This is a genomic window from Stutzerimonas sp. NM35 (assembly GCF_054604355.1).
In genome coordinates, this window is sequence record NZ_CM137728.1 from 4,459,133 (window position 1) to 4,482,124 (window position 22,992).

Here is a 22,992-nt window from a genome sequence, read left to right on the forward strand (position 1 = left end):
GTATGGATAGCTGATTTCAGGGGAAGCGCAGCCGTGTTTCGCGGAGCAAACGCAATAAGTCTCGATGCCAAGGGGCGGCTAGCCATGCCCAGCCGGTATCGTGACGAGCTCGTTTCGCGTTGTGATGGCCAGTTGATTGTCACCATCGATGCTGTCGATCCCTGCCTGTGTATCTACCCCCTGCCCGAGTGGGAGCAAATCGAAGCCAAGCTTCGCGAGTTGCCGTCGCTGCACGAAGAGAGCCGCCGCCTTCAGCGTCTGCTGATCGGCAATGCGGTGGACCTGGAAATGGATGGCAATGGCCGTGTACTGGTGCCGCCGCGTTTGCGCGAGCACGCAGGGCTGGACAAGCGGGCCATGCTGGTCGGCCAGCTGAACAAATTCAGTTTGTGGAACGAGGACGACTGGAACGCACAGGCAGATGCGGATCTGGCGGCCATCAAACAACCCGGTGCCTTGCCGGAAGCATTGCGTGAGCTAATCCTGTGAGCCAGACCAGCAGCTACAAGCATGTGACCGTGTTGCTCGACGAGGCCGTCGCGGCGCTCGCCGTGCGCGCGGGTGGTCGCTATCTGGACGGAACCTTCGGGCGGGGCGGGCATAGCCGGCTGCTCTTGCAGCAGCTTGGGTCTGATGGCCACTTGCTAGGGTTCGACAAGGACCCGTTGGCAATCGCTACGGGGCAAGCACTGGCGGCCGAAGATGGCCGCTTTGTCGTTGTGCAAAGAAGTTTCGCCGAACTGGGCGAAGAAATGGAGCAGCGGGGCTGGACGGGTACTCTTGACGGCATCCTGCTGGACCTTGGAGTGTCTTCGCCGCAGCTCGATGACCCTGAGCGAGGCTTCAGTTTTCTCAACGATGGCCCGCTCGACATGCGCATGAACCCTGATCACGGCATCAGTGCCGCCGAGTGGATCGCCAGCGCGCCCGAGGAAGAGATCGCCCGTGTTTTCAAGGACTACGGTGAAGAACGCTTCGCCCGGCGCATGGCGCGGGCCGTGGTGCAGCGCCGGCTGGAAAAGCCCTTCGAGCGCACAGGAGATCTGGCGCAGGTGCTGACCGTCGCCAATCCCGCCTGGGAAAAGGGCAAGAATCCCGCGACACGCGCCTTTCAGGGCCTGCGTATCTTTATCAACAATGAACTGGGCGACCTGGAGCGTGGCCTCGACGCCGCCCTCGAAGCGCTTGCGGTGGGTGGCCGGCTGGTGGTGATCAGCTTTCATTCGCTGGAAGATCGCATCGTCAAGCAGTTCATGCGGCGCCATGCCAAGGGCGAGGCGGATACCCTGCCGCGCGATCTGCCGATCATTCCGGAAAAGTTCATCCCGCGCCTGAAGCTGCTCGGCAAGCCACAGTACGCTTCGGCCGAAGAAGTCAGGGCCAATCCCCGTTCACGCAGTGCAGTGATGCGTGTTGCGGAGAAATTGCGATGAGCCGCCTGGGTCGGGCGATGCCCGGCGGCAGCATGACGATGCTGGTGCTGTTCGTTGCCGTGCTGGTTTCGGCCATTTTGGTTGCCTACAGCGCGCACTGGAATCGCCAGTTGCTCAATGAGTTGTACGGCGAACTCAGCGTGCGTGACAAGGCGCAGGCCGAATGGGGGCGACTGATCCTCGAACAGAGCACCTGGACGGCCCATAGCCGCATCGAAGCGCTGGCCACTGAGCAACTGAAAATGCATGTCCCCGAAGCGGCTGATGTCAGGCTGGTGTCTCAGTGAGACTTCAGGGCGCGCTCTATCCGTGGCGTTTTCGTATCGTCCTGGCGTTGCTCGCGCTGATGGTGGGTGCCATCGCCTGGCGTATCGTCGATCTGCAGGTGCTCGATCAGGCATTTCTCAAGGGCCAGGGCGATGCGCGCAGCGTGCGGCATATCCCGATCCCGGCCCATCGCGGGCTGATCACCGACCGTCATGGCGAACCGTTGGCCGTCAGTACGCCGGTGACCACACTGTGGGGCAATCCGCGTGAATTGCAGGACGCCCAGGCTCGCTGGGACGAACTTGCCAGAGCGTTGGGCCAGGATGCAGGTGTGCTGAAGAAGCGCCTGCAGGAGCAGGCCGGGCGCGAATTCATCTACCTGGTGCGCGGCCTGACGCCGGAGCAGGGGCAGCGTGTGCTGGACCTGAACATTCCCGGTGTCTATGCCCAGGAAGAATTCCGTCGTTTCTATCCGGCTGGCGAAGTCGCTGCCCACGTGATCGGTTTTACCGATATCGATGATCGCGGGCGCGAAGGCATGGAGCTGGCCTATGAAGAATGGCTGGCTGGTGTACCCGGCAAGCGCCAGGTCCTCAAGGATCGTCGCGGTCGGCTGATCAAGGATGTGCAGGTGGTTCAGAATGCCAAGGCCGGCAAGGCCCTGGCACTGTCCATCGATCTGCGCCTGCAGTATCTGGCGCACAGCGAATTGCGCAATGTGGTGCAGGCATACGGCGCCAAGGCGGCGAGCCTGGTGATGGTCGACGTGCACACCGGCGAAGTGCTCGCCATGGCCAACCAACCCACCTACAACCCCAACAACCGTCGCAACCTGCAGCCGGCGGCCATGCGCAACCGTGCGCTGATCGATGTGTTCGAGCCTGGTTCGACGGTCAAGCCGTTCAGCATTGCCGCGGCACTCGGCACCGGCAAATACCAGCCGGAAACCGTGATCAATACCCTGCCGGGCTGGATGCGTATCGGGCGCTACACCATTCGCGACGTATCGCGCGGCGGCATGCTCAACCTGACCGGGATCCTGATGAAGTCGAGTAACGTCGGCATCAGCAAGATCGCCCTGGACATCGGCGCCGAGCCTGTCTACGCGGTGATGCAACAGGCAGGTTTCGGCCAATCCACCGGCCTCGGCTTTCCGGGCGAGCGTGTCGGCAACCTGCCCAATCATCGCAAGTGGCGTGACGCCGAAACCGCCTCCCTGGCCTATGGCTACGGCCTGTCGGTGACAGCCGTTCAGCTGGCCCACGCCTACGCCATGCTCGGAAACGACGGTCGCAACGTGCCGCTGTCGCTGCTGCGCCTGGATCAGCCGCAAGCCGGGGTCCAGGTCATCGACAGGGACATATCCAACAAAGTGCTGAAGATGCTGCAGGCGGTGGTCGAGGAAGAGGGCGGCGGTGGGTCGCGCGCCAGGGTTCCGGGCTATCACGTCGGCGGCAAGAGCGGCACGGCGAAAAAGGTCTCTGGAACCGGAGGCTATACCAAAGACGCCTACCGGGCGTTTTTCGCGGGTGTGGCGCCCGTCTCCAATCCGCGTATTGCCGTGGTGGTCGTGGTAGATGAGCCCAGCGAGGGTGGTTACTACGGCGGTCTCGTCGCTGCGCCGGTATTTGGCAAGGTCGCAGCCCGTGCGTTGCGCCTGATGAATATCACCCCAGACAACCTGCCGCCAGCGGCGGAGATTCAAACCGCCGAAGCAGCCAAGGGCAAGGGAGGGCGAATCTGATGCCAATGCCGTTGAATCAATTATTGCCACAGGCCGACAGCGCCACGCTGATTCGCGAACTGACCCTGGACAGCCGCAAGGTTCGACCAGGCGATTTGTTTCTGGCCGTGCCCGGTCTGCAGCAGGATGGTCGCGTGCATATCGCTGATGCGATTTCCCGCGGCGCGGCGGCGGTGGCCTTCGAGGCCGAAGGTGCGCAGCCGATGACCGCCGCGAGCGCCGAACTGGTGTCGGTGCGCAATCTTGCCGGGCAGCTGTCGGCGATTGCCGGGCGCTTCTATGGCGAGCCCAGCCGCGGCCTGCATCTGGTCGGCGTGACCGGCACCAATGGCAAGACCAGCGTCAGTTACCTGATTGCCCAGGCTCTGGATCGCCTCGGCGAGCGTTGCGGCATCATCGGCACCCTGGGCACCGGCTTTCATGGCGAGCTGGAGCTGGGACGTCACACCACGCCGGATGCCATCGGCGTACAGGCCAACCTGGCCAATCTGCGTGCGCAGGGCGCGCGGGCGGTGGCGATGGAAGTGTCGTCCCACGGCCTGGCGCAAGGGCGTGTGACTGCTCTGGCGTTCGATGTCGCGGTCTTCACCAACCTGTCGCGCGACCACCTCGATTATCACGGCTCGATGGAGGCCTATGGCGAGGTCAAGGCCGGGCTGTTCAGGTTGCCGGGATTGAGTTGCCGGGTGATCAATCTGGATGACGCCTTTGGCCGCAGGCTGGTGGCGGAAAAAGGTGAATCACGCCTGATTACATACAGTCTGGAAGATCCTGACGCCTATCTCTACTGCCCCGAGGCGCAACTGGACGATGATGGCGTTCATGCGCGGCTGGTCACGCCACAGGGCGAGCGCTCGCTGCGCAGCCCGCTGCTGGGGCGTTTCAATCTCAGCAATACCCTGGCGGCGATTGGCGCGTTGCTGGGCATGAATTATCCGCTGGACGAGATTCTCGCCGTGCTGCCCGAGCTTGAAGGGCCGGCTGGCCGCATGCAGCGGCTGGGCGGCGGCGACAAGCCGCTGGTGGTGGTCGATTACGCGCACACGCCCGATGCCCTGGAAAAGGTCCTCGGCGCGTTGCGTGCGCATACGCGCGGGCAACTGCTGTGCCTGTTCGGTTGCGGTGGCGAGCGTGATCGCGGCAAGCGTGCGCTGATGGCCGAAGTGGCCGAGCGCCTGGCCGACCAAGTGCGGGTGACCGACGACAACCCGCGCAACGAGGACCCGCAGCAGATTCTCGACGAGATTCGCGCCGGCTTCGCCGCGCCGGAGCAGGTGATCTTCCAGCCGGGCCGCGCCGAGGCCATCGCCAGTTGCATCGCCGGTTGTGGCCTGGATGACGTGGTGCTGCTGGCGGGCAAGGGACACGAGAATTACCAGGAGATCAAGGGTGAGCGCCTGCCGTTCTCCGATCTGGAGCAGGCCGAGCAGGCCCTGGCCGCCTGGGAGAATGCCCATGCTTGAAGCCTTGCGCCTGAGCGAGCTGGTCGCGCCGCTGTCCGCTGAGCTGACAGACGATGACGTGGCGTTTGCCGCCGTCAGCACTGATAGCCGCGTCATCGAGCCGGGGCAGCTGTTCATTGCCCTGAGTGGGCCGCGTTTCGATGGTCATGCCTATCTGGCCGAAGTCGCCGCCAAGGGCGCGGTCGCCGCACTGGTCGAACGGCCTGTGGCCGAGGTGGCGCTGCCGCAGCTGGTAGTCGCCGACAGCCGCATTGCCCTCGGCCAGCTGGGCGCGCTGAACCGTGCCGCCTTTGCCGGTCCGCTGGTGGCCATCACGGGCTCCAGTGGCAAGACCAGCGTCAAGGAAATGCTCGCCAGCATCCTGCGTGCGGCCTATGGCGCCGATGCGGTGCTGGCCACGCGTGGCAATCTGAACAATGACCTGGGCGCGCCGCTGACCCTGCTCGAACTGGCGCCGCAGCACAAGGCCGCCGTCATCGAGCTTGGCGCTTCGCGCCTGGGGGAAATCGCCTATACGGTGAGACTGGCGCGCCCGGATGTCAGTCTGATTACCAACGCCGGCACCGCCCATGTCGGCGAGTTCGGTGGGCCGGAAAAGATCGTCGAGGCCAAGGGCGAGATTCTCGACGGCCTGGGCGCGCAGGGCATTGCCGTGCTCAACCGGGATGATCCGGCCTGGCCCGTGTGGCAACGGCGGGCTGCCGGCAAGCGCGTGCTGAGCTTTGCCCTGCTGGATGCTCAAGCCGATTTCCATCCCGCCGCCATGGGCCGGGACGCGCGTGGCTGTCCGAATTTCACCCTCGTCGGTCCGGGCGCCTCGCTGCCGGTGCAGCTCAATCTGCTCGGGCAGCACAATATCGCCAACGCCCTCGCCGCCGCCGCTGCGGCGCATGCGCTGGGTGTCGCGCCGGAGTCTATCGTCGCCGGCCTGCAGGCCCTGCAGCCGGTCGCGGGTCGCGGGGTGGCGCAGGTGCTCGGCAGCGGCGTGCGTCTGATCGATGACAGCTACAACGCCAATCCGGCCTCCATCCGTGCGGCCACCGATGTGCTGGCCGGTTTTTCCGGGCGCACCCTGCTGGTGCTGGGCGACATGGGCGAGCTGGGCGACTGGGCCGAGCAGAGCCATGCCGATGTGGGCCGCTACGCCGCCGGTAAGGTCGACGCGCTACTGGCTATCGGCCCTCTGATGAAGCATGCGGTCGAAGCGTTCGGTGCCGGCGGTCGTCATTTTGCCGATCAGCAGAGCCTGATCGAGGCGCTACGCGCAGAGCAGGGCAATACCACCATTCTGATCAAGGGATCACGCAGCGCCGCGATGGACAGGATTGTCGCCGCGCTGGCTGAAACTGCCATGGAGAAACACTGATGCTGCTGCTGCTCGCCGAGTACCTGCAACAGTTCCACAAGGGCTTCGCGGTCTTCCAGTACCTGACCCTGCGCGGAATCCTCGGCGTGCTCACGGCCCTGGTGCTGTCGCTGTGGATGGGCCCCTGGCTGATCCGCACCTTGCAGATGCGCCAGATCGGCCAGTCGGTGCGCACCGACGGCCCGCAATCGCACCTGTCCAAATCCGGCACACCGACCATGGGCGGTGCGCTGATCCTCAGCGCCATCGCCATCAGCACGCTGCTTTGGGCCGACCTGTCCAACCGCTATGTCTGGGTGGTGCTGGCCGTCACGCTGCTGTTCGGCGCGGTGGGCTGGGTGGACGATTACCGCAAGGTGATCGAGAAGAATTCGCGCGGCCTGCCGAGCCGCTGGAAATATTTCTGGCAGTCGGTGTTCGGCCTTGGCGCGGCGGTCTTCCTTTATATGACCGCGCAGACGCCGGTGGAGACCACCCTGATCCTGCCACTGATCAAGGATATCGAGATTCCGCTGGGCATCGGCTTCATCGTCCTGACCTATTTCGTCATCGTCGGTTCGAGCAACGCGGTGAATCTCACCGACGGCCTCGATGGCCTGGCGATCATGCCGACGGTGATGGTCGGCGGTGGCCTGGGTATCTTCTGCTACCTGTCGGGCAACGTGAATTTTGCCGAATACCTGCTGATTCCCTACGTACCGGGCGCGGGCGAGCTGATCGTGTTCTGCGGCGCGCTGATCGGTGCGGGCCTGGGCTTTCTCTGGTTCAACACCTATCCGGCGCAGGTCTTCATGGGCGACGTCGGGGCGCTGGCCCTCGGTGCCGCGCTGGGCACCATTGCGGTGATCGTTCGCCAGGAGGTGGTGCTGTTCATCATGGGCGGCGTGTTCGTCATGGAAACCCTGTCGGTGATGATCCAGGTCGCTTCGTTCAAGCTGACCGGCAAGCGCGTGTTCCGCATGGCGCCCATTCATCACCATTTCGAACTCAAGGGCTGGCCCGAGCCACGGGTGATCGTGCGTTTCTGGATCATCACCGTGATTCTGGTGCTGGTCGGCCTGGCCACGTTGAAGTTGAGGTAATAGAGAGTGCTGATCGCTTCCGACCAGTTCCGCATCGTTGTCGGCCTCGGCAAGAGCGGCATGTCCGTGGTACGCCACCTGGCGCGCCGAGGGCAGCCGTTCGCCGTCGTCGATACGCGCGCGAACCCGCCGGAGCTGGCCACTCTCCAGGCGCAGTACCCGGAAATCGAGGTGCGTTGCGGCGAGCTGGATGTCGAGTTTCTCTGCCGCGCCAGCGAACTGCTGGTCAGCCCGGGGCTGGCGCTGAGCACGCCCGCGTTGCAGGCTGCCGCCGACCGCGGCGTGAAGCTGTCCGGCGATATCGAACTGTTCGCGCGTGAGGCCCGTGCGCCGATCATCGCCATCACCGGTTCCAATGCGAAAAGCACCGTGACCACGCTGGTCGGCGAAATGGCCCAGGCCGCCGGACGCAAGGTGGCGGTGGGTGGCAACCTGGGTACGCCGGCGCTGGATCTGCTCAGCGAGGATGTCGAGCTTTATGTGCTCGAACTGTCCAGCTTCCAGCTGGAAACCACCGAGCAGCTGAATGCCGAAGTGGCGACCTGCCTGAACGTCAGCGAAGACCACATGGACCGCTACGCCGGGCTGCCGGCCTATCATCAGGCCAAGCACCGGATCTTCCGTGGCGCGCGTCAGGTGGTGATCAACCGTGACGACCGTCTCAGCCGACCGCTGGTGGGCGAAGAGGTGCCGGTCTGGTCGTTCGGGCTCGGCAAGCCGGACTTCAAGGGCTTCGGACTGGTCGAGGAGAATGGCGAGAAGCATCTGGCCTTCCAGTTCGAGGCCCTGATGCCCGCGCGTGAGTTGAAAATGCGTGGCGCACACAACCAGTCCAACGCCCTCGCCGCACTGGCGCTGGGCCATGCCGTGGGCCTGCCGTTCGTGCCGATGCTGGAGACGCTACGCCGCTTCGGCGGCTTGCCGCACCGCTGCCAGTGGGTCGGTGAGCATGGGGGCGTGAATTATTACGATGACTCCAAGGCGACCAACGTCGGCGCCGCGCTGGCGGCGATCGACGGCCTGGGCCGCGATATCGACGGCAAGCTGATACTGATCGCCGGCGGCGATGGCAAGGGTGCGGAGTTCTCCGCGCTGCATGCTCCGGTGGCGCGTTACTGTCGGGAAGTGATTCTGCTGGGCCGTGACGCCGGGCTGCTGGCGAACGCGCTCGACGGCGCGGCGCCGATTCAGCGGGTGCAGTCGCTCGAACAGGCGGTGCAGCATGCGGCCCTGAGCGCCCGGCCCGGCGACGCAGTGCTGCTGTCGCCAGCCTGCGCCAGTCTGGACATGTTCAGGAACTTCGAGGAGCGCGGTCGTTTGTTTGCTGCTGCGGTAGGAGGGCTCGACTGATGCTTGCCTTCCTGCGTAGTGCGCCTTCGCCGCTGTTCAGCCGTCGTGGCCTGGACCTTGACTTCCCGATGCTCGCCGGCTGCCTGGGGCTGCTGGGGCTGGGGTTGGTGATGATCACCTCAGCGTCGTCCGAGGTTGCCGCGGTCAACGCCGGCAACTCGATGTTCCACATGATCCGCCATCTGGTTTATCTGGTGCTGGGTCTGGGCGCGGCGGCGGCGGTGCTGCTGGTGCCCCTGTCCGTGTGGCAGCGGTTCGACTGGATGTTGCTGCTCGCCGCCTTCGCGCTGCTGATACTGGTGCTGATCCCCGGCATTGGCCGCGAGGTCAACGGCTCGATGCGCTGGATTGGCTTCGGCGCTTTCAACGTGCAGCCTTCGGAGCTGGCGAAACTCTTCGTCGTGGTTTATCTCGCCGGCTACCTGGTGCGTCGTCAGCAGGAAGTGCGTGAAAGCCTGTGGGGGTTCTTCAAGCCGTTCCTAGTGCTGATGCCGATGGCCGCGCTGCTGCTGCTGGAACCCGATTTCGGCGCCACCGTGGTGATGATGGGCGCGGCGGTGGCGATGCTGTTTCTGGGGGGCGTCGGCCTGATCCGCTTCAGCCTGCTGGTGCTGCTGGCGGTGGGCGCGGTGTTCGTGCTGGTACAGACCCAGGAGTATCGCCTGCAGCGCCTGATTACCTTCACCGACCCATGGGCCGATCAGTACGGCGCCGGTTACCAGTTGACCCAGGCGCTGATCGCCTTCGGACGTGGCGAGTGGCTGGGCGTGGGGCTGGGCAACAGTGTGCAGAAGCAGTTCTACCTGCCTGAAGCCCATACCGACTTCGTTTTTTCCGTGCTGGCCGAAGAGCTGGGCATGGTCGGCGCGCTGCTGACCATCGCGTTGTTCGCCTTCGTCGGCATACGTGCCCTGTATATCGGGCTGGCCGCCGAGCGCTCGCGGCAGTTCTTCGCGGCCTATGTCGCCTGGGGGCTGGCCTTCCTCTGGCTGGGTCAGTTCCTGATCAACGTCGGGGTGAACGTCGGGTTGTTGCCGACCAAGGGTCTGACCCTGCCGTTCCTCAGTTATGGCGGCAGTTCGCTGGTGGTGACCTGCGCGAGCATGGCGCTGCTGCTGCGTATCGAGTGGGAAAGCCGCACGGTGCTGGGCAGCGAAGATACCGAGCTCAACGAGGCGGATTTCGCCGAAGCGCCTGCGCTCAGGAAAAAGGAGGCCGCCCATGGCCGCTAACGTCCTGATCATGGCCGGCGGCACCGGCGGGCACGTGTTCCCGGCGCTGGCCTGCGCGCATGAATTCCAGAGCCGTGGCTATCAGGTTCATTGGCTGGGCACGCCGCGCGGAATCGAGAACGAAGTGGTGCCGGCGGCGGGGCTGCCGCTGCACCTGATCGAGGTCAGCGGCCTGCGTGGCAAGGGTCTCGGCTCCCTGCTCAAGGCCCCGTTCCAGTTGTTGCGCTCGCTCTGGCAGGCGCGACGGATCATGCGGGAGTTGCAGCCGGTCTGCGTGCTGGGGCTTGGCGGTTATGTCACGGGGCCGGGCGGACTGGCGGCGAAGCTGGCCGGTGTGCCGTTGATCATCCACGAGCAGAACGCGGTTGCCGGCACCGCCAACCGCAGCCTGCTGCCCTTTGCCCGGCGCGTGTGCGAAGCCTTTCCGGATACCTTCGCGAACAGCGACAAGCGCCGTACCACCGGCAATCCGGTGCGCGTGGAGTTGTTCCTGGAAACGCCCCGCGATTCGCTGGCTGGCCGTCGCCCGCGTCTGTTGGTACTGGGCGGCAGTCTGGGCGCCGAGCCGCTGAACAAGCTGCTGCCCGCCGCGCTGGCGCAGGTGTCGGCGCAGTTGCGCCCCGAGGTGTTCCACCAGGCCGGCAAACAGCACGCCGACATCACCCGCGCGCGCTATGCCGAGCACGCTGTCGAGGCCGAGGTCGCCCCGTTCATCAAGGACATGGCGCAGGCCTATGCCTGGGCCGACCTGGTGATCTGCCGCGCCGGCGCGCTGACCGTCTGCGAGCTGGCCGCCGCCGGGCTGCCGTCGTTCCTGGTGCCGCTGCCGCATGCCATCGACGACCACCAGACCCGCAATGCCGAATATCTGGCGAAGGAAGGCGCTGCCGTTCTTCTCCCTCAAGCAAAGACCGATGCTGCCGCGCTGGCCGCGCAGCTGACCGAGGTAATGATGCAGCCGGAAACACTCAAGACCATGGGGCTCGCTGCACGCCGGCTGGCCCGGCCCGATGCCACCCGTAGCGTGGTCGATATGTGCCTGGAGGTGGCCAATGGCTAAGTCCCCAGCCGCCGTCAAGGCCGAAGTGCGGCGTATGCGCCGTATCCGCCGCATTCATTTCGTCGGCATCGGCGGGGTGGGCATGTGCGGCATCGCCGAGGTGCTGCTCAACCTCGGCTATGAGGTGTCCGGCTCCGACCTCAGGGAGTCGCCCAGTACCCAGCGCCTGCAGACCTTCGGCGCACATATCTTTATCGGCCATCAGGCCGGCAACGTCGCCGGCGCCGACGTGCTGGTGGTGTCCAGCGCGGTCAATACCAGCAACCCGGAAGTGGCGCTGGCGCTGGAGCAACGCATTCCGGTAGTGCCGCGTGCGGAAATGCTCGCCGAGCTGATGCGCTACCGTCACGGCATCGCCGTGGCCGGCACCCATGGCAAGACCACCACCACCAGCCTGCTGGCCTCGGTGTTCGCCGCCGGTGGCCTGGACCCGACTTTCGTCATCGGTGGTCGCCTGACTGCCGCCGGCACCAATGCGCAGCTGGGCAGCAGCCGCTACCTGATCGCCGAGGCGGACGAAAGCGATGCCAGCTTCCTGCATCTGCAGCCGATGGTCGCGGTGGTGACCAACATCGACGCCGACCACATGAGTACCTACGGCGGCGACTTCGGCAAGCTGAAGAAGACCTTCATCGAATTCCTGCACAACCTGCCGTTCTACGGACTGGCGGTGCTCTGTGTGGACGATCCGGTGGTGCGCGAAATCCTTCCGCAGATTGGCCGACCGACCACTACCTACGGTGTCAGCGAAGATGCCGACGTGCGCGCCATCAACATCCGCCAGGAAGGCATGCGTACCTGGTTCACCGTGCTGCGCGCCGGCTGCGAGCCGCTCGACGTATCGGTGAAGATGCCGGGCAAGCACAACGTGCTCAACGCGCTGGCAACCATCGCCATCGCCACCGATGAAGGTATCGACGATGCCGCCATCATTCAGGGGCTGTCGGAGTTCGGTGGCGTGGGTCGGCGCTTCCAGGTGTACGGCGAGCTGCCGGTCGAAGACGGCAGCGTGATGCTGGTCGACGACTACGGCCACCATCCTCGCGAAGTCGCCGCCGTGATCCAGGCCGTGCGTGACGGCTGGCCGGAGCGCCGGCTGGTGATGGTCTATCAGCCGCATCGTTTCAGTCGTACCCGCGATCTCTACGAGGACTTCGTCCAGGTGCTGGCCGAGGCCAATGTGCTGCTGCTGATGGAGGTCTACCCGGCGGGCGAAGAGCCGATTCCCGGCGCCGACAGCCGTCGCCTGTGCCACAGCATTCGCCAGCGCGGCCAGCTCGATCCGATCTATATCGAGCGTGGCGTCGAGCTGGCGCCGCTGGTCAAGCCGCTGCTGCGTGCCGGCGACATCCTGCTGTGCCAGGGCGCCGGCGATATCGGCGGGTTGGCTCCACAGCTGCTCAACAGCCCCCTGTTTGTCGCTACAAGCGCCGCGAGGAAGAGTGAATGACTGCCCTGCAATCGACCCGTGATCCCAAGGCATTTGGCCGGGTCGCCGTACTCTACGGCGGCAAGAGCGCGGAGCGCGAAGTCTCCTTGAAGTCCGGCGCGGCCGTGCTCTCGGCCTTGCAGGCGGCGGGCGTCGATGCCTTCGGTATCGATGTCGGTGACGACCTGCTGCAGCAACTGGGTCGCGAACGCATCGACCGCGCCTTCATCGTCCTGCATGGGCGTGGCGGTGAAGATGGCAGCATGCAAGGGCTGCTCGAATGCGCGGGGATTCCCTACACCGGCAGCGGCATCCTTGCTTCGGCCCTGGCCATGGACAAGTTGCGCACCAAGCAGGTCTGGCAGAGCCTCGGCCTGCCAACGCCACGGCATGCCGTGCTGGCCAGCGAAGCCGATTGCCGGGCCGCGGCTGACAGTCTGGGCTTCCCGCTGATCGTCAAGCCCGCCCATGAAGGCTCCAGCATCGGCATGGCGAAGGTCGCTGGCCTTGCCGAGCTGATTGAGGCCTGGCAAGCGGCCAGCGTCTATGACGCCCAGGTGCTGGTCGAACAATGGATCCAGGGCCCGGAATTCACCATCGCCACGCTGCGCGGCGAAGTGCTGCCGCCAATCGGGCTGGGCACGCCGCACGCCTTCTACGACTACGACGCCAAGTACCTGGCCAGTGATACCCAGTACCGCATTCCCTGCGGCCTCGAAGCGGACAAGGAGCAGGAACTGCGGGCGCTCACCGCGCGCGCCTGTGAGGCGGTGGGCATTCGCGGCTGGGCGCGGGTGGACGTCATGCAGGACGCCGCCGGCGCGTTCTGGCTGCTGGAGGTGAACACCGTTCCGGGCATGACCGATCACAGTCTGGTGCCGATGGCCGCACGCGCCGCCGGACTGGATTTCCAGCAACTGGTGCTGGCGATTCTCGATGCCAGCATGGCGGGGAACTGACCCATGATTACCACGCTGCGTCACTCGCAACCCGCCAGCGGTCGCGCCACGCGCAAGCCGGTGCAGCGTGGCGCGAGCCGTCTGGTGCAGCGTGAGCCACTGTCGGCGCGTCTGCCGCGTCCGAGCCTGGGTGCAGTGAAACGCATCCTCTGGCCGGTACTGCTGATGGCGCTGGCTGTCGGACTCTACGAGCTGGCCGAGCGTCTGGCGCCCTATGCCGATCGACCGATATCCAAGGTCAGCGTTCGGGGTGATCTGACCTATGTCGATCAGTTGACCGTGCAGGAGCGCATGGCGCCGTTCGTCGAAGCCAGCTTCTTCAAGGTTGATCTGGATGGCTTGCGCCACGACCTTGAACAGATGCCCTGGATAGCCCATGTCGAGGTGCGTCGGGTCTGGCCGGATCAGGTCACGGTACGTCTGGAGGAACACCTGCCCATCGCCCGTTGGGGCGAGGAGGCACTGTTGAACAACAGCGGCCAGGCTTTTACGCCCAGTGACCTGGCCCGTTATGAACACCTGCCGCACTTGCATGGTCCGAAGCGGGCCCAGCAGCGCGTCATGCAGCAGTACCAGATGCTCAGCCAGATGTTGCGTCCTCTGGGTTTTTCCATCGAACGCCTGGAGTTGCGCGCGCGCGGCAGCTGGTTCGTGACGACAGGCCAGGGTATCGAGCTGTTGCTGGGCAGGGATCAGATAATCGAAAAAATGCGTCGCTTCACTGCCATTTACCAGCAAACGCTGGCGCAGGAGAGCGAAAAAATTGCGCGGATCGATCTGCGCTATGCCAACGGCCTGGCCGTGGCCTGGCACGAGCCGAGTCCGACTGCGGCGGATCTATCCGTCGTTGCGAAGAATTGAGGAATGAAACACATGTCTAGCGTGCAAAGCGGCAAGATGATCGTCGGTCTCGATATCGGCACCTCCAAGGTGGTGGCGCTGGTGGGCGAAGTAACGCCCGATGGTGAGCTGGAGATCGTTGGCATCGGTACTCACCCTTCGCGCGGCCTGAAGAAGGGCGTCGTGGTCAATATCGAATCCACCGTACAGTCGATTCAGCGTGCGGTTGAGGAAGCCCAGCTCATGGCGGGCTGTCGTATCCATTCGGCATTCGTCGGTCTGGCGGGCAATCACATCCGCAGCCTCAATTCCCACGGGATTGTCGCTATCCGCGACCGCGAAGTCAGCAGTGCGGACCTGGAGCGCGTGCTGGATGCGGCTCAGGCCGTGGCTATTCCAGCGGATCAGCGTGTGTTGCATACCCTGCCGCAGGACTATGTGATCGACAACCAGGAAGGCGTGCGCGAGCCGCTGGGCATGTCCGGCGTGCGGCTGGAGGCGAAGGTCCATGTGGTGACGTGTGCGGTGAATGCCGCGCAGAACATCGAAAAATGCGTGCGCCGCTGCGGCCTGGAAGTGGACGACATCATTCTCGAACAGCTGGCCTCGGCACACGCAGTGCTGACCGATGACGAGAAGGAACTGGGCGTCTGCCTGGTGGACATCGGCGGCGGCACCACCGATATCTGCATCTTCACTGAGGGTGCGATCCGGCACACCGCGGTGATTCCGATTGCCGGCGACCAAGTCACCAACGATATCGCCATGGCGCTACGAACGCCCACGCAGTACGCCGAAGAGATCAAGATTCGCTATGCTTGCGCGCTTGCCAAGCTGGCCGGCCCAGGTGAAACCATCAAGGTGCCCAGCGTTGGCGACCGGCCACCACGGGAACTCTCGCGCCAGGCACTGGCCGAAGTGGTCGAGCCGCGTTACGACGAGCTGTTCACCCTGATCCAGGCCGAACTGCGCCGCAGCGGCTACGAGGACTTGGTGCCGGCGGGCATCGTTCTCACCGGCGGTACGGCGAAGATGGAAGGCGCCGTCGAGCTGGCCGAAGAAATCTTTCACATGCCGGTGCGCCTGGGCGCGCCGCACAGTTTCCAGGGACTGACGGACGTCGTCCGCAACCCCATCTATTCAACGGGCGTGGGCCTGTTGCTGTACGGCATGCGCAAGCAGACCGATGGCACCTCCATGTCCGGCCTCGGCAACTTCGCCGAAGAAACCAAACCATCTGTCGTGGAGCGGCTGAAAAGCTGGATCCAGGGCAATTTCTGAGCAGTGCGGCAGTACCACAACTAGAAAGCTGGAAGGAGAGAGGGACATGTTCGAACTCGTAGATCATACCCCGCAAAGTGCAGTCATCAAGGTGATTGGCGTAGGCGGAGGCGGCGGCAATGCTGTCAACCACATGGTGCGCAACAACGTTGAAGGCGTGGAGTTCATCTGCGCCAACACCGATGCTCAGGCGCTGAAGAAAATCGATGTGCGGACCGTACTGCAGTTGGGCTCCGCGATTACCAAGGGCCTGGGTGCAGGCACCAATCCGGACATCGGTCGTCAGGCCGCGATGGACGACCGCGAGCGCATCGCCGAGGTGCTGCAGGGCGCCGATATGGTGTTCATCACCACCGGCATGGGCGGCGGCACCGGCACTGGCGCGGCGCCGGTTATCGCTTCGGTGGCCAAGGAAATGGGCATTCTCACCGTGGCCGTGGTGACCCGTCCGTTCCCGTTCGAGGGGCGTCGTCGCATGCAGGTTGCCGACGAAGGCATTCGTCAGCTGTCCGAGTGCGTCGATTCGCTGATCACCATCCCTAACGAAAAACTGCTGACCATCCTCGGCAAGGATGCCAGCCTGCTGTCCGCGTTCGCCAAGGCCGATGACGTGCTGACTGGTGCGGTACGCGGCATCTCCGACATCATGCAGCGTCCGGGGCTGATGAACGTCGACTTCGCCGACGTCAAGACCGTCATGGGTGAAATGGGCATGGCGATGATGGGTACCGGTTGCGCCACTGGCCCGAACCGCGCCCGTGAAGCTACCGAGGCGGCGATTCGCAATCCACTGCTTGAAGACGTCAATCTGCAAGGTGCACGTGGCATTCTGGTCAATATCACGGCGGGTCTTGACCTGTCCCTGGGCGAGTACGCGGCTGTTGGTGAAATCATCGAGGCCTTCGCTTCCGATGAGGCCACCGTCAAGGTCGGCGCCGTCATCGACCCGGAAATGACCGACGAGCTGCATGTCACTGTGGTTGCAACCGGTCTTGGCCCGCGCAACGAGAAGCCGGTCAAGGTTGTGGACAACACCGTGCAGACTGCAGCGGTCGCGTCGCAAGCTGCCTCGGCTCCTCGCCAGGATCAGGCTGCGGTGAATTACCGTGACCTGGATCGCCCGACCATCATGCGCAACCAGGCCCATGCTGCCGCTACAGCGGCCAAGCTGAATCCCCAGGAGGATCTCGATTATCTGGATATTCCGGCATTCCTGCGTCGCCAGGCTGATTGATTGGGTTTATCAGGACTATTGGCGTGATTGGTATTCAGCAAAGTGGGCTTCTGCTATGATCCCCGCCTTTGTTGGAAACCATTCGCAACAGCGCACTAGCGAAACCAGGCCATGATCAGACAACGCACCTTGAAGAACATCATTCGCGCCACGGGCGTCGGCCTGCATTCGGGGGAAAAGGTTTACCTGACCCTGAAGCCGGCACCTGTGGATACTGGAATCGTGTTCTGCCGCACCGACCTCAATCCGCCGGTACAGATTGCCGCGCGGGCCGAGAACGTCGGCGAGACCACCATGTCGACAACGCTGGTCAGCGGCGACGTCAAAGTCGACACGGTGGAGCACCTGCTCTCGGCGATGGCCGGGCTTGGCATCGACAATGCTTTCGTCGAACTGTCGGCATCGGAAGTGCCGATCATGGATGGCAGCGCTGGTCCTTTCGTATTCCTGATTCAATCGGCTGGCCTGCAGGAGCAGGACGCCCCGAAGAAGTTCATCCGCATCATCCGTGAAGTCACGGTGGAGGACGGCGACAAGCGCGCCACCTTCCTGCCGTTCGAAGGCTTCAAGGTGAGTTTCGAGATCGACTTCGACCATCCGGTATTCAAGGGTCGTACTCAGACTGCCAGCGTGGATTTCTCCAGCACTTCCTTCGTCAAGGAAGTCAGCCGTGCGCGAACCTTCGGCTTCATGCGCGACATCGAATTCCTGCGCTCGCACAACCTGGCCCTGGGTGGCAGTGTCGATAATGCCATCGTGGTCGATGAAGACCAGGTGCTTAACGAAGACGGCCTGCGTTACGAGGACGAATTCGTCAAGCACAAGATTCTCGATGCAATTGGTGATCTTTACTTGCTGGGCACAAGCCTGATCGGTGAATTCCGCGGCTTCAAATCCGGACATGCATTGAACAACCGTTTGCTGCGCACCCTGATGGAACAGAAGGATGCGTGGGAAATGGTGACCTTCGATGACTCCCAGACCGCGCCGATCTCCTACATGCGCCCGGCAGCCGCCGGCTGAGCAGTACTCTCTTTCCTTTTCAAGGCCACCTTCGGGTGGCTTTTTTTTAGGCTCTGTCCCCGTTAATAGCCGTTGCGAGCCCGTGAGAGGAAACCCTTATGAGAGCGGCTTCAGCCGCGAATATCCGAGGCGCAGGCTGTTGTAGGTCGGATTAGCCGAAGGCGTAATCCGACGATCCGAAGTGTAATCCGACAATTCATGCCTGACACCTCAGCATTTAACGCGCCTGGCCGCTCGCCTGTCGGGTCGGTGAAGCGTGACCCGACCTGCTAGGTGGTCATCGACCCTGGCTCGCTTTCAGCTCAACGCCTGCAGCAGCTCATGCTTGCGCATCTTCGAGCGCCCCCGGATATCGCGTTCACGGGCTTTTTGCATCAGTTCGTCGCGGCTGAGATCGGTTAGCGAGGTGCTGCCGGATTGCCTGTCCCGTGCCGAGCCCTTGTTGGGGGAGGCGCCGGTGCGGGTCTGTGCCGCGCGATGGGCCGAGTCCTTGCGGTCGGCGCGCTTGGCCGTCTCGCTTTTCTTCTGTCCCGAGCCGCCCTTGCGCTCCCCGCCACCGGATTGCTTGTTGACGGTGGCCCAGGCGCGCGCCTCGGCTTCCTTGGGCGCTACCCCACGCTCTTCATAGCTCTGTTCGATATGCTCGGCCTTGCGCTGCTGCTTATCCGTATAGCTGGATTTATCGCCTCTGGGCATGACATCGATCCTCGTGCGGATTCGTGATGGTGACTCCGGTTGTTCCTGTTTTGGCCGCACTGCAGGTCGCGAGTTTCACCGGCTATCGAAACAGCCCCTGTAATTACCTGCTGCCTGGGAACAAATGCCTTCAAAACGGGCCTGAACGAGGCACGGACCGCACTAGGACGGTACTTCAGGGCGATCGCGCTATGGCGTCATTCTGCGATGGGCGTTCGATAAAGGCGCTGGAGGCTGGACGAAAAAACGCCATGTGCGCTCGAACCTGGATCGCTTGTCGTTCAGCCTCCAGCTGTCCAGCGCTGTTTTCGGCTCTTTGAGCGCATAGCGCGGCCTGATGAGCGTGAATCGAATCTGCTTTACAATTCCGAGCTCGCCATTATTGACGAGCTCTCGATGAGGTGATGACCCGATGCGAATCCTTGTATGCGGTGCCAGTGGCCAGGTCGGCCACGAGTTGGTAGACCGAGCCCGCGTGTACGGTCTCGAGGCGCTGGGCATGACTCGGAAACAGTTGGATATCACCGATAGCCATCGGATCGAGGAACTGGTTGGCCAGTTCAGGCCGGGGTTGATCATCAACGCTGCCGCCTATACGCACGTCGACAATGCCGAGACACAGGCCGAACAGGCCTATGCGGTCAACCGTGATGGCGTGGCCCGGCTGGCCGAGGCTGCACGACAGGCCGATATCCCCTTGCTGCATATCTCCACCGACTATGTGTTTTCCGGCGAGACGGGCTTTTCCGGAACCACGCCAGAGGCCTATCGTGAAACCGATCCGGTGGCGCCAACCGGTGTCTATGGCGCCAGCAAGCGGGCAGGGGAGGTCGCGATCCAGGCGGTTCTGGAGCGGCATGTGATCGTGCGCACCAGCTGGGTGTATGGCGTGCACGGGCACAACTTCGTCAAGACCATGCTGCGTCTCGGGCAGCAGCGCGATGCGCTGTCGGTGGTTGCCGATCAGTTCGGTTGCCCCACCCAGGCTGGCAGCCTTGCCGAGGTCCTGCTGCAACTGGCTCAGCGCTATGCGCACAAAGGCACTCTTGCCTGGGGGCTTTACCACTACAGCGGTCATCCGCCGTGCAGTTGGTTCGACTTCGCACAGGAGATCTTTCGTCAGGCTGCGGCAAGGGGCCTGCTGGTGAAAATACCGCAAGTGTCGGCAATCACTACCGCGCAATACCCCACGCCTGCGCGCCGACCGGCCTGGTCGGTGCTGAACTGCACGAAGTTCGAGCAGACCTTCGACATCGCCCTGCGGGACTGGCATGACGACCTGGCCAGTGTGCTCGACACGCTGGCCGGACACAGGGTATCTGCGGCGAACTCCTGAAGGCCAGTGCGGGCCGGCAATGCATTCCGACGTCATCGCCATCAGGTGATCTCACCCCCGGCGCGGGGTATTCTTGCGACCTTTTTGCGGCGTGACATTGGGCCGCGTCGTTTGTGGAGAATCCTGTGTGAGCGTACTTCAGGCGATTGTGCCTATCTTTGGCTTGATCATGCTCGGCTATGTGCTGGGCTGGCGGCGCTGGCTCGCCGGTGAGGCGGCGACCGGCCTTGCCAACATCACCTTCAAGCTGTTCATGCCAGCGATTCTGTTCACCGGCATCGCCCGGGCCGAGCTGGGCGATGGCATGTCGCCGATGCTGTTGCTGGCCTATTTCGGCCCGGTGCTGACGGTCTTTGCCGTAGTCGGGCTGGTTACCCAGCGTTTGCTCGGGCGCTCGTCCGCACTGGGATTGACTGCCGCCTATTCGAACAATGTGCTTGTCGGAATTCCCCTGGTAACCACCCTGCTGGGTGCGGCGAGCCTGGTCTATGTCTTCGCCATTCTGGTGTTCCACAGCCTGATTCTGTTTTCACTGCAGAGCTTCTACAGTGCCTTCGGCTCGGGGCAGAAGGTCAGTGCCCGATCATTGCTGAAGAACCTGGCCAACCCGCTGATCGTCGGATTACTGCTGGGGGCGGCGCTGAACGTTTCCAATCTGGATCTGCCGCAGCCGCTCTGGCGTATGGCCGACTGGCTGGCCCAGGCGGCATTGCCCTGTGCGCTGATGGTGCTGGGGCTCAGTCTGTCGCGTTATCGCCTGCGTCCCAATATGGCTGCGCTGGTGCTGACCCTGGTCAAGCTGGGCGTCTTTCCGCTGCTGGTGTGGTATTTCAGCGGCCTGCTGCCGGGGCTGGGCCAGGAAGCGCGTGCGGTGCTGGTGTTGCTGGCCGCCTGCCCGAGTGGTGTCAATGTACTGGCCTTCGTGGCCAATCCAGAAGATACCCGCGCGGTCAGTTCGGCGGTCTTTCTGTCCACTCTGCTGTCGGCTGCCACCTTGCCATTGTGGATGTGGCTGATGGCGGTGTGAGAACCTGTCCAAAGTCTGCTGCGCGTCGGCACTGCTGCGTTAAAAACAGGCTCGGACTACTCATTTACAGCTGTAAACTCCGCGTCCTCGCCTGTTTTTGCCTTGCATTGCTCTAGCTCGCGAGACTTTGAACAGGTTCTGAGAGGGCGTTTACAGATTACTGCGCCCGATCATGCCGCGTTGAAATCAGCCTCCGCGCTATGCGCCAAAGAGCCGAAAACAGCACTGGAAAGCTGGAGGCTGAACGACAAGCGATCCAGGTTCGAGCGCACATGGCGTTTTTCGTCCAGCCTCCAGCGCTTTTATCGAACGACCATCGCCATAGCCCGATCGCCCTGCTCTATTAGGCAGTCAGGGCTGTTTGTCGGATTGTCCGTCCTGCGCGCCAGTGGCAATGATTTCTTCCAGGCGCAGCCCGGTCAGCCCGTGGATGGTGCGCCAGAGGTAATAGAAGATCGCCATCATCATCGCCATGCTGGGAATGGCGATCATCGGGTAGCTGAGCAGGGTCATGCGGCCCAGTTCGGCATTGAAGGCCTCGCTGCCGGCCGGGCTGTTGACGATCCACTTGGCCAGCACGTAATTCATGAAGGACGAAAAGAAGAAGGTACCGCTGAGAAAGTAGGTGGCGCGCAACAGGCGGGTCTCGAAGTGAGCCGTCTGGCCGTTGCGTTCGAGCTGCTCGTGAACCTTGTCGACGTTGAGCACCTTGGGGTTGTAGAGCAGCGTGCGGATCAGCGGAAAGCGCGTACGGGTCGAGCCCAGTACGGCGATACCGATGATCCCGGGGATGGCCGCTTCCTTGATGGCCAGCCATTGCGGGTCCAGCTGCAACAGGCCAATGCCGCCGGTCAGCAGCACGCTGATCAGCCCCAGCAGGGCGATCCAGTTGAATTTGCGATATTTCACCAGCTCGAAAAGGCCCCAGCCGAGAGGGAATGCCAGCGCCAGCACCAGTGCGCCGTCTGCCCCCAGTCGCTCTTCACCGCTGAGCTTCATGAGAATCAGCGAAGGGATCAGGATGCTTATCAGCAGGTCGATCAGGGGGCGGGGCTTGTGCTCGGTCGGCTGGCGGGTATGTGAGTCGGTCATCTGGGTCGGTTCGTTTCGATTAAGGGCGGAATCATCGCCTGTCGCTGAGAGCTTGGCTATAGGGCCAATGTGCTGTTCCGTGACAATCAGTTAAAGACCTGCGTTTTCAACGGCTCCGTTACGGGCCGGGTGTCGAGCCCCGCTTGCGCTTCTCCGCCCATTGGGTGGTTTCGAATACCGTGACGACGAGAATCGCCAGGGCGAAGGGCAGGATCAGGTAAAAGCCTCTGAAGACGATCAAGGCGGCCAGGACGTCGGCGGTGTCCAGCTCCGGAAGCGCGGCCAGAAAAGTCACTTCAAGCACGCCAAGCCCGCCCGGTGCATGAGAGAGCAGGGCCAGCGAAAAGGAGGCGAGAAACACGCCGAGCACCACCAGATAGCCGGGATTTTCCGCTGCGGGGAGTGCGAAATAGATGATCGCGGCAGCGCAGACAAGCTCAAGCGGGGCCGCAATCAGTTGTTTGCCGACGATCGGCAGGCGCGGGTATTCGATCCGCCATTTGCCGATGCGAAACGGCGCCAACTGCCGCCAGGCGCCTGTCACGTAGAGCCCGACCAGGGACATCAGAGACAGGCCGATGGCGGTCGATACCCAGGGTTGCACATCGATGAGTCGGTTCAGCAGTTCAGGCTTCAGAACCAGGACTGCGCCGCCGGCCAGCAGGGTGCCGAGGAAGAAGGTCAGCGAACAGAATACGATCAGCACGCCGATCTCCTGTGGCGTGAGCCCTTTGCTGCGGTAGGCCCGGTAGCGCACGACCGCGCCGGAAAACACCGATGCGCCTATGTTATGCGCCAGGGCGTAGGTGGTGAACGAGCAGAGGGTGATGAACCACCAGGAGATTCGCTTGCCCAGATGGGCGATGGCTATTCGGTCGTACCAGGCGAGCGCGACATAGGCGCCAAGGGTTGCCAGCCCTGCCAGCAGCCAGTTGCGGTAACTGATGGCCGCGAGGCTTTCGGCGAGCTCGGCCAGCGAGAGCGTGCGAATTTCCTGATAGAGCAGATAGCCGCAAAGCAGTACCGCAGTGATGCCGACCAGGGTCCAGGCGGCATCGCTTCTCTTCATCATGCATGG

General features: G+C 63.3%; 21 protein-coding genes. 18 read left to right on the forward strand and 3 right to left on the reverse strand.

Annotation, left to right across the window (positions count from 1 at the left end):
• Positions 1–33: 33 nt before the first annotated feature.
• The 16 genes from mraZ to lpxC all read left to right on the forward strand — a co-directional run bounded on the left by mraZ (position 34) and on the right by lpxC (position 17,763).
• A complete protein-coding gene (gene mraZ / locus ACYCFC_RS20690; RefSeq protein ID WP_181082050.1) occupies positions 34–489 on the forward strand; it encodes a division/cell wall cluster transcriptional repressor MraZ in 456 nt (151 codons plus the stop codon).
• The gene (gene rsmH, locus ACYCFC_RS20695; RefSeq protein ID WP_181082049.1) at positions 486–1,433 is read left to right on the forward strand and encodes a 16S rRNA (cytosine(1402)-N(4))-methyltransferase RsmH; all 948 of its coding nucleotides are present in this window, start codon (positions 486–488) and stop codon (positions 1,431–1,433) included. The genes mraZ and rsmH overlap by 4 nt, the downstream gene beginning before the upstream one ends.
• Positions 1,430–1,720, forward strand: coding sequence for a cell division protein FtsL (gene ftsL / locus ACYCFC_RS20700; RefSeq protein ID WP_459652757.1), 291 nt, complete (start codon positions 1,430–1,432; stop codon positions 1,718–1,720). Before rsmH ends, ftsL begins: the two co-directional genes overlap by 4 nt.
• Positions 1,717–3,444: a penicillin-binding transpeptidase domain-containing protein gene (locus ACYCFC_RS20705; RefSeq protein ID WP_181082047.1), complete on the forward strand. Its 1,728-nt coding sequence runs from the start codon at positions 1,717–1,719 to the stop codon at positions 3,442–3,444. The genes ftsL and ACYCFC_RS20705 overlap by 4 nt, the downstream gene beginning before the upstream one ends.
• On the forward strand, positions 3,444–4,907 hold the full coding sequence (locus tag ACYCFC_RS20710) for a UDP-N-acetylmuramoyl-L-alanyl-D-glutamate--2,6-diaminopimelate ligase (RefSeq protein WP_459652758.1): 1,464 nt from the start codon (positions 3,444–3,446) through the stop codon (positions 4,905–4,907). Before ACYCFC_RS20705 ends, ACYCFC_RS20710 begins: the two co-directional genes overlap by 1 nt.
• Entirely contained in the window at positions 4,900–6,273 is a 1,374-nt protein-coding gene (locus ACYCFC_RS20715) for a UDP-N-acetylmuramoyl-tripeptide--D-alanyl-D-alanine ligase (protein WP_459652759.1), read from the forward strand. The genes ACYCFC_RS20710 and ACYCFC_RS20715 overlap by 8 nt, the downstream gene beginning before the upstream one ends.
• A complete protein-coding gene (gene mraY / locus ACYCFC_RS20720; RefSeq protein ID WP_459652760.1) occupies positions 6,273–7,355 on the forward strand; it encodes a phospho-N-acetylmuramoyl-pentapeptide-transferase in 1,083 nt (360 codons plus the stop codon). Before ACYCFC_RS20715 ends, mraY begins: the two co-directional genes overlap by 1 nt.
• A gap of 6 nt (positions 7,356–7,361) precedes the next feature.
• A complete protein-coding gene (gene murD, locus ACYCFC_RS20725; RefSeq protein ID WP_459652761.1) occupies positions 7,362–8,705 on the forward strand; it encodes a UDP-N-acetylmuramoyl-L-alanine--D-glutamate ligase in 1,344 nt (447 codons plus the stop codon).
• Positions 8,705–9,937, forward strand: coding sequence for a putative lipid II flippase FtsW (ftsW, locus tag ACYCFC_RS20730; protein ID WP_181082042.1), 1,233 nt, complete (start codon positions 8,705–8,707; stop codon positions 9,935–9,937). The genes murD and ftsW overlap by 1 nt, the downstream gene beginning before the upstream one ends.
• A complete protein-coding gene (gene murG, locus ACYCFC_RS20735; protein ID WP_459652762.1) occupies positions 9,927–10,997 on the forward strand; it encodes an undecaprenyldiphospho-muramoylpentapeptide beta-N-acetylglucosaminyltransferase in 1,071 nt (356 codons plus the stop codon). Before ftsW ends, murG begins: the two co-directional genes overlap by 11 nt.
• Entirely contained in the window at positions 10,990–12,447 is a 1,458-nt protein-coding gene (murC, locus tag ACYCFC_RS20740; protein ID WP_181082040.1) for a UDP-N-acetylmuramate--L-alanine ligase, read from the forward strand. Before murG ends, murC begins: the two co-directional genes overlap by 8 nt.
• Positions 12,444–13,385, forward strand: a complete 942-nt coding sequence (locus ACYCFC_RS20745) for a D-alanine--D-alanine ligase (RefSeq protein WP_459652763.1) — start codon at positions 12,444–12,446, stop codon at positions 13,383–13,385. Before murC ends, ACYCFC_RS20745 begins: the two co-directional genes overlap by 4 nt.
• A gap of 3 nt (positions 13,386–13,388) precedes the next feature.
• Complete coding sequence (locus ACYCFC_RS20750) at positions 13,389–14,246, forward strand: cell division protein FtsQ/DivIB (RefSeq protein ID WP_181082038.1); 858 nt, start codon at positions 13,389–13,391, stop codon at positions 14,244–14,246.
• A 12-nt stretch (positions 14,247–14,258) separates the two neighbouring features.
• Positions 14,259–15,506: a cell division protein FtsA gene (gene ftsA / locus ACYCFC_RS20755; RefSeq protein ID WP_459652764.1), complete on the forward strand. Its 1,248-nt coding sequence runs from the start codon at positions 14,259–14,261 to the stop codon at positions 15,504–15,506.
• A 46-nt stretch (positions 15,507–15,552) separates the two neighbouring features.
• Positions 15,553–16,740: a cell division protein FtsZ gene (gene ftsZ, locus ACYCFC_RS20760; protein WP_256052820.1), complete on the forward strand. Its 1,188-nt coding sequence runs from the start codon at positions 15,553–15,555 to the stop codon at positions 16,738–16,740.
• A 111-nt stretch (positions 16,741–16,851) separates the two neighbouring features.
• Entirely contained in the window at positions 16,852–17,763 is a 912-nt protein-coding gene (gene lpxC / locus ACYCFC_RS20765; RefSeq protein WP_256052819.1) for a UDP-3-O-acyl-N-acetylglucosamine deacetylase, read from the forward strand.
• Between the two features lie 297 nt (positions 17,764–18,060).
• On the opposite strand, the gene ACYCFC_RS20770 is transcribed toward lpxC, so the two are convergent.
• Complete coding sequence (locus ACYCFC_RS20770; protein WP_459652765.1) at positions 18,061–18,459, reverse strand: termination factor Rho; 399 nt, start codon at positions 18,457–18,459, stop codon at positions 18,061–18,063.
• A 412-nt stretch (positions 18,460–18,871) separates the two neighbouring features.
• Here ACYCFC_RS20770 and rfbD point away from each other — a divergent pair, with 412 nt between their 5' ends.
• Together rfbD and ACYCFC_RS20780 are read left to right on the forward strand one after the other, a co-directional pair.
• Positions 18,872–19,795: a dTDP-4-dehydrorhamnose reductase gene (gene rfbD, locus ACYCFC_RS20775; RefSeq protein ID WP_459652766.1), complete on the forward strand. Its 924-nt coding sequence runs from the start codon at positions 18,872–18,874 to the stop codon at positions 19,793–19,795.
• A 127-nt stretch (positions 19,796–19,922) separates the two neighbouring features.
• Positions 19,923–20,822 (forward strand): AEC family transporter, encoded by a 900-nt coding sequence (locus tag ACYCFC_RS20780; RefSeq protein WP_459652767.1) that lies wholly within the window; start codon positions 19,923–19,925, stop codon positions 20,820–20,822.
• A gap of 351 nt (positions 20,823–21,173) precedes the next feature.
• Here the strand turns inward: ACYCFC_RS20780 and ACYCFC_RS20785 are convergent, their stop codons facing one another.
• Both ACYCFC_RS20785 and ACYCFC_RS20790 read right to left on the reverse strand, forming a co-directional pair.
• Positions 21,174–21,914 carry a VC0807 family protein gene (locus ACYCFC_RS20785; RefSeq protein ID WP_459652768.1) on the reverse strand — a complete coding sequence of 247 codons (741 nt, stop codon included), beginning with the start codon at positions 21,912–21,914 and terminating at the stop codon, positions 21,174–21,176.
• Between the two features lie 118 nt (positions 21,915–22,032).
• Complete coding sequence (locus ACYCFC_RS20790; RefSeq protein WP_181082030.1) at positions 22,033–22,986, reverse strand: lysylphosphatidylglycerol synthase transmembrane domain-containing protein; 954 nt, start codon at positions 22,984–22,986, stop codon at positions 22,033–22,035.
• Between the last annotated feature and the right edge of the window lie 6 nt (positions 22,987–22,992).

Bases quoted from the DNA above. Each gene is read 5' to 3' on its own strand.
- ACYCFC_RS20715 (WP_459652759.1), top strand. From the start codon at position 4,900: ATGCTTGAAGCCTTGCGCCTGAGCGAGCTGGTCGCGCCGCTGTCCGCT.
- ACYCFC_RS20790 (WP_181082030.1), bottom strand. From the start codon at position 22,986: ATGATGAAGAGAAGCGATGCCGCCTGGACCCTGGTCGGCATCACTGCG.
- ftsZ (WP_256052820.1), top strand. From the start codon at position 15,553: ATGTTCGAACTCGTAGATCATACCCCGCAAAGTGCAGTCATCAAGGTG.
- murG (WP_459652762.1), top strand. From the start codon at position 9,927: ATGGCCGCTAACGTCCTGATCATGGCCGGCGGCACCGGCGGGCACGTG.
- ftsL (WP_459652757.1), top strand. From the start codon at position 1,430: ATGAGCCGCCTGGGTCGGGCGATGCCCGGCGGCAGCATGACGATGCTG.
- ACYCFC_RS20785 (WP_459652768.1), bottom strand. From the start codon at position 21,914: ATGACCGACTCACATACCCGCCAGCCGACCGAGCACAAGCCCCGCCCC.
- ACYCFC_RS20745 (WP_459652763.1), top strand. From the start codon at position 12,444: ATGACTGCCCTGCAATCGACCCGTGATCCCAAGGCATTTGGCCGGGTC.
- ftsA (WP_459652764.1), top strand. From the start codon at position 14,259: ATGTCTAGCGTGCAAAGCGGCAAGATGATCGTCGGTCTCGATATCGGC.
- rfbD (WP_459652766.1), top strand. From the start codon at position 18,872: ATGCGAATCCTTGTATGCGGTGCCAGTGGCCAGGTCGGCCACGAGTTG.
- ACYCFC_RS20710 (WP_459652758.1), top strand. From the start codon at position 3,444: ATGCCAATGCCGTTGAATCAATTATTGCCACAGGCCGACAGCGCCACG.
- ACYCFC_RS20750 (WP_181082038.1), top strand. From the start codon at position 13,389: ATGATTACCACGCTGCGTCACTCGCAACCCGCCAGCGGTCGCGCCACG.
- ACYCFC_RS20770 (WP_459652765.1), bottom strand. From the start codon at position 18,459: ATGCCCAGAGGCGATAAATCCAGCTATACGGATAAGCAGCAGCGCAAG.
- mraY (WP_459652760.1), top strand. From the start codon at position 6,273: ATGCTGCTGCTGCTCGCCGAGTACCTGCAACAGTTCCACAAGGGCTTC.
- lpxC (WP_256052819.1), top strand. From the start codon at position 16,852: ATGATCAGACAACGCACCTTGAAGAACATCATTCGCGCCACGGGCGTC.
- ftsW (WP_181082042.1), top strand. From the start codon at position 8,705: ATGCTTGCCTTCCTGCGTAGTGCGCCTTCGCCGCTGTTCAGCCGTCGT.
- murC (WP_181082040.1), top strand. From the start codon at position 10,990: ATGGCTAAGTCCCCAGCCGCCGTCAAGGCCGAAGTGCGGCGTATGCGC.